The organism is Vibrio sp. 10N.261.46.E11 (assembly GCF_041472735.1).
Classification (GTDB): domain Bacteria; phylum Pseudomonadota; class Gammaproteobacteria; order Enterobacterales; family Vibrionaceae; genus Vibrio.
In genome coordinates this window covers 32,130-41,824 of the sequence record NZ_JBFRQW010000014.1, presented here as the reverse complement: position 1 = coordinate 41,824, position 9,695 = coordinate 32,130, and the positions used below count along the sequence as shown (strand labels likewise).

Below are 9,695 nucleotides of genomic sequence, written 5' to 3'. Positions count from 1 at the left end.
TTCCGAAGAATCTGTTTTACCTAACGATAAAACATTTTGATATTCATCAACGAGTGCCCACACAGATTGATAGGTTTAAATTGTTAAAGAGCTTTGCTTATTGAGCGTTCCTTTTAGTAAGAAGCCTCTCTAAGCGGACGGCCATTCTAGCGAATTGGGTTCCAGTGTCAAACACTTTTTCCAGCTAATTTTTCAAAGCATCTTAAATGCTTAATGTCGTCTCGTTACTTAGTTCAAACCGCTTGGTTATCCCTGGCAACGGAGGCGCATTATAGAGAGAATCCCCCTTTGCACAAGACCAAAAACGAAAAAAAACCGCCATAGGCAATCGTTCGGACACTATTCACACAAAGCGTTCAAAATAGGTACTATTAAGCCTTAATTTTGGCTAATCGTACCTATTATTCATAGTTTGATTATTGGTGAGCAATAATTCGGTCGTTATTCACTAATAGCTGCACTTTCTTCTCTGGATTTATTTTTCCAGCCAGTATCGCTTTCGCTAACGGGTTCTCAACAGTTTGTTGAATTGCTCTTTTAAGGGGCCTTGCACCATATACAGGGTCAAAACCAACTTGAGAGATTAGCTTTAGCGCTTTTTCTGAAACTTCGAGTTCATAACCATTGTCTTCCATTCGCTTTTTCAAATGCTCAAGCTGAATAGCGGCAATTGACTCGATGTGCTCTTGGCCTAATGGATGGAACACGACACTTTCGTCAACTCGGTTCAAAAACTCAGGTCGGAAATGTTTACCTACCACTTCCATAACCTCATCTTTAATCCCTTGGTAATCCAATGTATTGAAGTTCTCTTGAATACGAGTAGAACCTAGGTTCGATGTCATGATTACCACGGTATTTCTAAAATCGACGGTGCGACCTTGTCCGTCAGTTAATCGTCCATCATCTAAAACCTGCAATAGAATATTGAAAACATCTGGGTGAGCTTTCTCTACCTCATCAAGCAGAATGACAGAATAAGGTTTTCGACGAACGGCTTCGGTTAAGTACCCACCTTCTTCATAACCCACATAACCAGGGGGAGCACCAACTAAACGAGCAACAGAGTGTTTTTCCATAAACTCAGACATATCGATACGTACCATTGCATCTTCACTATCGAACATAAAGTTCGCTAATGTTTTACACAGTTCCGTTTTACCGACACCTGTTGGCCCTAAAAACAAGAACGAACCAATCGGCTTGTTCGGATCAGACAAACCAGCACGGCTACGACGAATCGCATTCGATACTACTTCGACCGCTTCCGCTTGACCGATAACCCGCTTATGCAGAACGCCTTCCATTTTCAGAAGCTTCTCTTTTTCTGCTTCTAGCATTTTAGAAACCGGGATGCCGGTTTGCTTTGAAAGGACATCGGCAATCTCGGCGTCGGTCACCTTATTACGCAATAAGGTCATTTCTTGCATTTCAGCTTGAGTCGCGAGATCTAACTGCTTCTCCAACTCTGGGATTCGACCATATTGCAATTCAGACATACGGTTAAGGTCACCAGCACGTCGTGCAAAATCCATATCCATACGGGCTTGTTCTAGCTCTGATTTGATATGTTGCGTGCCAGACAATGCCGCTTTTTCAGCGTTCCAAACTTCTTCAAGCTCTGCGAAATCTCGCTCTTTCTCAGAAAGTTCACTTTGTAGCGTGCGCAGACGTTTTTCACTGGCCTCATCATTTTCATTCGTCAGAGCTTGCTGCTCGATCTTCAACTGAATAATTTTGCGTTCTAACTTATCCAATGACTCGGGCTTTGAATCTATCTGCATTCGAATACTCGAAGCCGCTTCATCAATGAGATCAATCGCCTTATCTGGTAACTGACGATCTGAAACGTATCGGTGAGATAGCGTTGCCGCCGCTACGATAGCAGGATCGGTAATTTCTACATGATGGTGAAGTTCATAGCGCTCTTTCAAACCACGAAGAATCGCTACCGTGTCTTCAACGGTGGGTTCATCCACGATCACTTTTTGGAATCGACGCTCTAAAGCAGGGTCTTTTTCTATATATTGTCGGTATTCATCGAGCGTCGTTGCGCCGACACAATGCAGTTCACCACGAGCTAATGCTGGTTTCAGCATGTTACCCGCATCCATAGAGCCTTCGCCTTTACCTGCACCGACCATAGTATGAATTTCATCGATAAAGAGAATGACATTGCCTTCTTCTTTCGATAATTCATTAAGCACTGATTTTAGACGCTCTTCGAATTCACCACGATATTTAGCACCCGCTACTAATGAGCCCATATCTAATGAAAGCACTCGTCGGCCTCTTAAGCCTTCAGGAACTTCATTATTGATAATGCGCTGAGCCAAACCTTCGACAATCGCGGTTTTACCCACACCGGGTTGACCGATAATGACAGGATTGTTCTTAGTACGACGTTGAAGGACTTGAATCGTGCGACGAATTTCATCATCACGACCAATCACAGGATCTAGTTTGCCTTGCTCTGCTCTTTCGGTCAGATCAATGGTGAACTTCTCTAAAGCTTGGCGTCTATCTTCCGCATTCGGGTCATCAACCTTTTGACCACCACGAACTTGCTCGATAGCTTGAGATAGTTTTTGCTCAGTAAGGCCTAACTCTTTAAGTAAATTACCTAGAGGTCCTTTGTCTTCTATTGCAGCGAGTAGGAATACTTCTGAAGATATGTAACTGTCTTGACGCTTTTGCGCCACCTTGTCACATAGGTTGAATAGCGTTCCCATTGCGTTAGAAAGCTGAACATCCCCACCGATACCGCTTACTTTCGGCACTCGGTCTAATATTTCGCTCAATTTAGAACGCAATTGAACAACGTCAATATTCAGCATGGTAAGCAATGGACGAATCGCACTGCCATCTTGATTAAGCAAAGACACCATTAGGTGTACAGGTTCTATATATTGGTGATCACGACCTAATGCGAGCGACTGAGCATCAGATATCGCAATTTGGAATTTACTAGTGAATCGATCGAGACGCATGCCAACCTTCCTACTCTTAGATATGTTTATCTTATGGTTAGAAGATGGATACGGTAACGCAGATTTTCAAGGGATAAGGATGAAGAATAGAGCTGATATGAAAATATAAATGAACTGGATGAGTGGTTATGCTAGTCAGAGATTACTCTAACCAAATAAATGTTGCCTGACGCCCAGTAATACCATCACGACGATAAGAATAGAAAGCATCTGAATCTGCGTATGTACATAGATTCGAATCTGTCACCGAAGTCACGCCAACTTTCATTAATCGTTGAGTCGCAAGTTGAGACATGTTTGCTAACCACTTGCCGGGTTCAGATTTAGCTTTAAATGCTAATTTCGCTTGAGGGTCAAAACGAACAAAAGCGTCCAACACATCGTTGCCAACCTCAAACGCATCTTTACCAATAGCAGGGCCAAGCCAAGCAATGATCTGATTATCTGAATCTAGGTTTGAAAACTTTGCTACGGCATTTTCAAGAATGCCACCAGCAAGACCACGCCAACCCGCATGAACGGCAGCAACTTGAGTGCCTTTGGTATCGGTAAGGATAACCGGTAAGCAATCAGCTGTCATCGCAGAACACACAATCCCCTTTGCAGTGGTAAATGCACCATCCGCATCAAGCACATTCGCCACAGGTTCTAAAACCGTAATGACATCCGTTGAGTGAGTTTGATTTAGCCATACTGGAGCCGTGGGCATCTTCGATTGTTGCTTTAGCCATGTTCGATTACTTTCAACAAGTAAAGCATCATCCCCAACATGCATACCAAGGTTTAACCCTTGATAAGCACCTGTAGAACAACCATCAAAACGAGTCGAAGCAAATGCTTTCACGTTTTTTGGTGCATTCCAGTCAGGGATGATCATTGACACGATTAAATGTCGTCTTCTATGTTTTCGCGAGCATCAACACGCAACGCTTCAGCCATCACAACCATGTCATTTGGCACAGGTGCGTGGAACTCTACTTCTTCACCAGTAATCGGGTGAACAAACTTCAGCATAACCGCGTGTAGCGCTTGGCGATCAAAAGAACGAATCATTGTCGTTAGCTCTTCAGATGCACCTTTTGGAATACGTGCACGACCACCGTACGCAATATCACCTAACAGCGGGTGCTGAAGGTATGACATGTGAACACGGATTTGGTGAGTACGACCTGTTTCTAGACGCAGACGAATACGAGTATGTTCGCGGAAGTGCTCAGCAACACGGTAGTGAGTTACCGCAGGCTTACCCAATTCATTAACGTCCATTAACGTACGCTTAGTTGCATGACGGCTAATGCCTTTCTCAACCACACCACCCGCTGTCATTTTACCAATAGCAATTGCTTCATATTCACGAGTAATACGACGTTTAGCAAGAGCTCGTACAAGGCGAGTTTGAGCTGGAACCGTTTTAGCCACAACCATAAGGCCTGTTGTGTCTTTATCAAGACGGTGCACAATACCTGCACGAGGCACTTCTGCAATCTGTGGGTAATGGAAAAGCAATGCGTTTAGTATGGTTCCATCCGGTGTGCCTGCGCCTGGGTGTACAACCAGATCGCGAGGCTTATTGATAACCAATAAGTCATCATCTTCGTAGACAATGTCTAGAGGAATATCTTGTGCTTCCCAGCGTTCTTCATCTGCAAGTTCAGCTTGCAAGATGATCTCTTCACCGCCTAAAACCTTAACGCGCGGCTTAGTAATAACTTCGCCATCCACTTGGATTTTGCCGTCAAGAAGCCACTCTTTAATGCGAGAGCGAGAAAAATCGGTAAATAGTTCAGCGACAGCTTGGTCTAAACGTTGACCTAACTGGCTGCTTTTTACTGTGTCTGTTAATGTGATCTGCTGAGCCATATCGAACTTTTTTAAAAACCGTGAGACTAATACCCATTAGTATGGATAAAATAGAATAATTGCATCATTGTATCTGTTACTGGTTAGAAAGTAACGGAAGCTTACGAAATATTTAATTCAAGGAATCGACGCCTGACATGAAACACCTTACTTTAACGGGTCTATTAGCCGTATCACTCTTAGTTGGTTGTTCAAGTAGTGAAGAAATAGTACCGGATGTACCGCCATCGGTTCTTTACTCTGACGCCCAAGAATCACTGCAGAGTGGTAGCTGGCTTTCTGCAATCGAAAAGCTAGAAGCCTTAGACTCACGTTACCCATTCGGCGCCTATTCTGAACAAGTGCAACTGGATCTGATTTACGCTTACTACAAAAATGATGACTTGGCGCTTGGCCTTGCGACTATTTCGCGATTCCTACGTTTAAACCCAACTCATGAGAAACAAGATTGGGTTCTTTACATGCGCGGTTTAACGCATATGGCACAAGACCGAAACTTCATGCATGATATTTTTAATATCGATCGTAGCGACCGAGATCCAGAGCCAGTGAAACTTGCATTTGCTGATTTCAAACGACTGTTAGAACGTTTCCCTGCAAGCCCATACGCTGAAGATGCACAAAAACGCATGTTCGCACTGAAAAACCGCCTAGCGGAGTATGACTTAGCAACCGCTGATTTCTACCTGCGTCGTGAAGCTTGGATTGCAGCTATTAACAGAACGCAAGAGCTGCAGAAGACTTACCCTGACACCATTGCTGCTCGTAAGTCTTTAGACATTCAGTTAGAAGCTTATGAACAACTAGGCTTAGAAGACGCGGTGTTACGAACAGAAAAGTTAATTGAGTTAAATCCACTACCTTAATCAACGCCTAGGCGAGTAGTTTACTAACACAATCACTTCAAAATCGCGCTAATTTATTAGCGCGTTTTTTTTGAACTTCATCTTGTAAACTTGATGAATCAAAACATCCGCAGTATCTTCAAAGGGTAACTTTTAACAAAACATCAACATGGAGTGTGGATGTGAGTAGGTTGTTATTATTTATCTGGATATCGCTATTTAGCCAATTGTCCTATGCATTAGAACTGTCCCCATTAAGCAATAAGCCTTACATGGGTGACTTGGATTTACTCAAAACCAAAGGAACGGTTCGAGTGCTCGTATCTGCCGATCTTGGTTTCTATTACATCGAAGATGGCAAACCAAAAGGCATCGTGGCAGAAATGCTCTACCACTTTGAAAAAAGCCTTCGTAAGAAGCACCCCTACCTCAACGTTCAAATCATCCCCGTGCAACGAGATGATCTGCTTCCCTCTTTAGAATCTGGCTATGGTGATGTCGCTGTCGCTAACCTAACGGTCACCGACAAACGATTACGAACCATCGATTTTTCAGATCCCATGATTAAAGATGGGAAAGAGTTGATTATCACCGGCAAGAACTCAAAGTCGATCACCGAAATCAAGCAATTGAGCGGTCAAGAGGTCTGGATCCGAGCTAGCTCCAGTTACTTCGAGAGTGTTCAAAGAGTCAACAAAGAGCTTAACGCACTAGGTTTATCCCCACTTCACGTCCACTTTGTCGAAGAATCATTACAAGACTACGAACTGATCGAATTAGTTAATCAAGGTTATATACAAGGCACGATACTCGATAGTCACAAAGCAAAACTATGGACTGACGTAATGGAAAATATTCAAGTCCATAACGACTTCCCTTTACGAGAAAATGGTCGCATTGCTTGGGCGTTAAGAAAAGACAGTCCAATTTTAAAGAAAGAGATCAATAAATACGTTAAAACATCCCGCAGTGGCACCTTACTCGGCAACGTAATTTATCAAAAATATATCGATAACACTCGCTGGCTAGGACGAGCTCTCAACCCCAACAAAGTCGACAGAGTGGATAAACTCGCTGATGTGTTTGAAAAATATTCGAATGAATACGAATTCGACCCTTTGATGATGTCTGCACAAGGTTTCCAAGAGTCAGGACTTGATCAGAGTAGGGTTTCTCATCGCGGAGCTATTGGTGTGATGCAGGTATTACCGAGTACCGCAAAAGACAAAAACGTCAATATCAAAAACATACATAAGGTGGATAACAACATCCATGCGGGTGTGAAATATATGCGCTTTATCAAAGACCGATATTTTGACGATCCGGCGATATCGCCTGACAATCAAATCTACTTCACTTTAGCTTCTTACAATGCAGGCCCCGCTAAGATAAGAAAGATGCGGAACATAGCTAAAAAGAAAGGTTATAACCCAAATATCTGGTTTAAAAACGTGGAAATCATCACTCGTAAGTACGTGAGTAAAGAACCCGTAACCTATGTCGCCAACATCAATCGTTACTTCGTCATTTACAAACAATTACAAGCTATCAATGCCATCCGAGAAAATGGTACAGCGAGATTACTGAACACTAACGATTAGCTTCCCCCTCAATCCCAGAGCTTGAGGAACAAAGGTGTTATACCAATCACAGTAAGTAAGTGATCAAACATAGCGTAGGAAAAAAGCTTGAGAACAAGGCAGAATTTTTTGATAAGTAGTTATTCTACAATCAAAAATTCTAACGAAGTTATCGAGGTTTTTAACAAGCTAGGGTGACCAGTTATTTACTACGATTGGTATTAGATAAGGTTAAAAACACAAAAGCCGCACAAGAAAACTTATGCGGCTTTTGTTTATCTAATTCTGAAGAAGCTTACATAGCGATCGACATCATGATAGCTATATCACAAAACACTATTGAGTAAATTTCAATCAAGCGCTTTCTATAGGCTGTAGTCTGCCCCTAAAAACTGGTTTAATTTTTAGCGAAGCCTTGCCTCCAAGTTATCGTTTTTCATAGGGATAACAAGTATTTTTCGACAAAAAGATATCAAGACTTGCGTGAGATCACATTTGATTTTAATGCTTATCCCACCCAACAAAAATAAGATCTAGATCACATTCTTTATTCCTAAAAGTCGTAATCTGAAGTTAACCCATGAGGGATACAACAGAGGAAAACTTCTATGAAAATGAACATCACTGGTAAAAATATCGACATTACCTCTGCAATCCGTGATCACATAGAAAGCAAATTTAAGAAGCTGGATAAATGGCAAGTAGACATCATTGGCTGCCAAGCGAGCTTTAGCGAAGAACCAAATAAGAAGAAAAAATTTGAAGCCGTTCTAACGGTGCCAAAAGGACAACTTGTTGCTTCATCAATTCATGACGACCTCTACGTGGCGATCAACGAAGTAGAACAAAAACTAGAGCGTCAACTCAACAAGCTACGCCATAAACCTGAAGCGCGCCGCGCTGAAAAGCCTGAAATCGAAGAGCTAGAAGCTGAAGTAGAATAAGGAAAGAGAACAGATTAAAAAATAGCGCCTCAGGGCGCTATTTTTTTGCTTGACGCTCGTAGCTCGCTTGCTTATTGTGTTTAAACATTCATAAAACAATCACTTTTTATGCACTCTCACTCTTTGTTTATTTTTGACTTCTTTTTTCTTCCGTAAATCGGAGGCTAAGTCGTTTTAGAAAAACAAGTCAAAAACGAACAAGAAGCCTCCCACATTAGGGGGGCTTTTTTATAAGGACACATTTATGACTGACCGAACAATTTCACTAGATGATATCCGCCTTCGTCTTAATGATTTAGACGACGAACTCCTAAAATTACTTTCAGAGCGTCGTAAGCTAAGTATCGAAGTCGCTAAAAGCAAGGTAGAAACATCAAAACCCGTTCGTGATGCAGTACGAGAGCAACAACTACTAGTCAAACTGATCAACAACGGTAAAGACAAGTACGAATTGGATGCTCAGTACATTACTAAGCTGTTTCACACCATCATCGAAGATTCCGTTTTACTGCAGCAGTCATACTTACAAAACCTAGCGAATCCGCAAAGCCGTAAACCACTAGCTCGCGTTGCGTTCTTAGGTTCTAAGGGATCGTATTCTCACCTTGCGAGCCGTGAATACTTCAGCCGCAAGAATATGGAATTGATTGAGCTGAACTGTAATCACTTCAAAGAAGTCGCATCGACTGTAGAATCGGGCCATGCCGACTACGGTGTATTGCCGATTGAAAATACCAGTTCAGGGTCAATTAACGAGGTCTACGATCTGCTACAACACACAACGCTTTACATCGTTGGTGAACTGTCTCAACCAATTGAACACTGCTTGGTTGCGAAAAATGATATTCGTTTAGAAGACATCAAAACCCTCTATTCACACCCACAACCTCATCAACAATGCAGTGAGTTTTTAAGCCGCCTTAAAGATGTCAGCCTTGAATCTTGTGCAAGCACAGCTGATGCTATGAAAAAGGTGAAAGATCTAGACGGTGATGATGTGGCAGCGATTGGTAATGCATCGAGCGGCAAGCTTTATGGACTTCAACCAATCCAAGGCAACATTGCAAATCAAACTGAGAACCACACTCGTTTCATCGTGGTCGCTCGTAAGCCTGTTGAAGTATCGACTCAGATCCCAGCTAAGACGACACTCATCATGTCGACTTCTCAAGAAGCCGGTTCTTTGGTTGAAACACTGCTGATTCTGCAACGCTTAGGTATTAACATGACCAAGCTGGAATCTCGTCCTATCATGGGTAACCCTTGGGAAGAGATGTTCTATGTGGATTTAGAAGCACACTTAGATTCAGATAATATGCAGCAAGCGATAACGGAACTAACAGCCATAACTCGTCACCTAAAAGTGTTAGGTTGTTACCCAAGTGAGAACATTAAGGCTACTCAGGTTAAGTTGTCTTAACTTTTTATTATCTGTTCCCCCATTTTAACTGCTATAAGCTTTTCACTAATACAAGC

7 protein-coding genes and 1 other annotated feature are annotated in these 9,695 nt (G+C 42.3%); of the genes, 4 read left to right on the top strand and 3 right to left on the bottom strand.

The features are described from left to right. Window positions 1-416: 416 nt before the first annotated feature. The 3 genes from clpB to rluD all read right to left on the bottom strand — a co-directional run bounded on the left by clpB (window position 417) and on the right by rluD (window position 4,850). Window positions 417-2,990 (bottom strand): ATP-dependent chaperone ClpB, encoded by a 2,574-nt coding sequence (clpB, locus tag AB4407_RS04800; RefSeq protein WP_102299599.1) that lies wholly within the window; start codon window positions 2,988-2,990, stop codon window positions 417-419. Window positions 2,991-3,132: 142 nt separating this feature from the next. After that, complete coding sequence (pgeF, locus tag AB4407_RS04795) at window positions 3,133-3,867, bottom strand: peptidoglycan editing factor PgeF (RefSeq protein WP_009848468.1); 735 nt, start codon at window positions 3,865-3,867, stop codon at window positions 3,133-3,135. Window positions 3,868-3,875: 8 nt separating this feature from the next. Further along, a complete protein-coding gene (gene rluD, locus AB4407_RS04790; protein WP_372119172.1) occupies window positions 3,876-4,850 on the bottom strand; it encodes a 23S rRNA pseudouridine(1911/1915/1917) synthase RluD in 975 nt (324 codons plus the stop codon). A gap of 137 nt (window positions 4,851-4,987) precedes the next feature. Between rluD and AB4407_RS04785 the strand changes: the two genes are divergently transcribed. From AB4407_RS04785 to pheA, 4 genes are all read left to right on the top strand, one after another. Continuing rightward, window positions 4,988-5,716, top strand: a complete 729-nt coding sequence (locus tag AB4407_RS04785; RefSeq protein WP_009848466.1) for an outer membrane protein assembly factor BamD — start codon at window positions 4,988-4,990, stop codon at window positions 5,714-5,716. A 155-nt stretch (window positions 5,717-5,871) separates the two neighbouring features. Further along, window positions 5,872-7,296 carry a transporter substrate-binding domain-containing protein gene (locus tag AB4407_RS04780; RefSeq protein WP_372119169.1) on the top strand — a complete coding sequence of 475 codons (1,425 nt, stop codon included), beginning with the start codon at window positions 5,872-5,874 and terminating at the stop codon, window positions 7,294-7,296. Window positions 7,297-7,883: 587 nt separating this feature from the next. Then, window positions 7,884-8,219 (top strand): ribosome hibernation-promoting factor, HPF/YfiA family, encoded by a 336-nt coding sequence (gene hpf, locus AB4407_RS04775; RefSeq protein WP_004735034.1) that lies wholly within the window; start codon window positions 7,884-7,886, stop codon window positions 8,217-8,219. 110 nt (window positions 8,220-8,329) lie between these two features. Then, window positions 8,330-8,451, top strand: a sequence feature (Phe leader region). A 12-nt stretch (window positions 8,452-8,463) separates the two neighbouring features. Then, a complete protein-coding gene (gene pheA, locus AB4407_RS04770; protein WP_009848464.1) occupies window positions 8,464-9,639 on the top strand; it encodes a prephenate dehydratase in 1,176 nt (391 codons plus the stop codon). The last annotated feature ends 56 nt before the right edge of the window (window positions 9,640-9,695 follow it).

What these genes read in the sequence shown, in the direction of transcription:
- clpB (WP_102299599.1), bottom strand. Translation starts at nt 2,990, where the DNA reads ATGCGTCTCGATCGATTCACTAGTAAATTCCAAATTGCGATATCTGAT.
- pgeF (WP_009848468.1), bottom strand. Translation starts at nt 3,867, where the DNA reads ATGATCATCCCTGACTGGAATGCACCAAAAAACGTGAAAGCATTTGCT.
- rluD (WP_372119172.1), bottom strand. Translation starts at nt 4,850, where the DNA reads ATGGCTCAGCAGATCACATTAACAGACACAGTAAAAAGCAGCCAGTTA.
- AB4407_RS04785 (WP_009848466.1), top strand. Translation starts at nt 4,988, where the DNA reads ATGAAACACCTTACTTTAACGGGTCTATTAGCCGTATCACTCTTAGTT.
- hpf (WP_004735034.1), top strand. Translation starts at nt 7,884, where the DNA reads ATGAAAATGAACATCACTGGTAAAAATATCGACATTACCTCTGCAATC.
- pheA (WP_009848464.1), top strand. Translation starts at nt 8,464, where the DNA reads ATGACTGACCGAACAATTTCACTAGATGATATCCGCCTTCGTCTTAAT.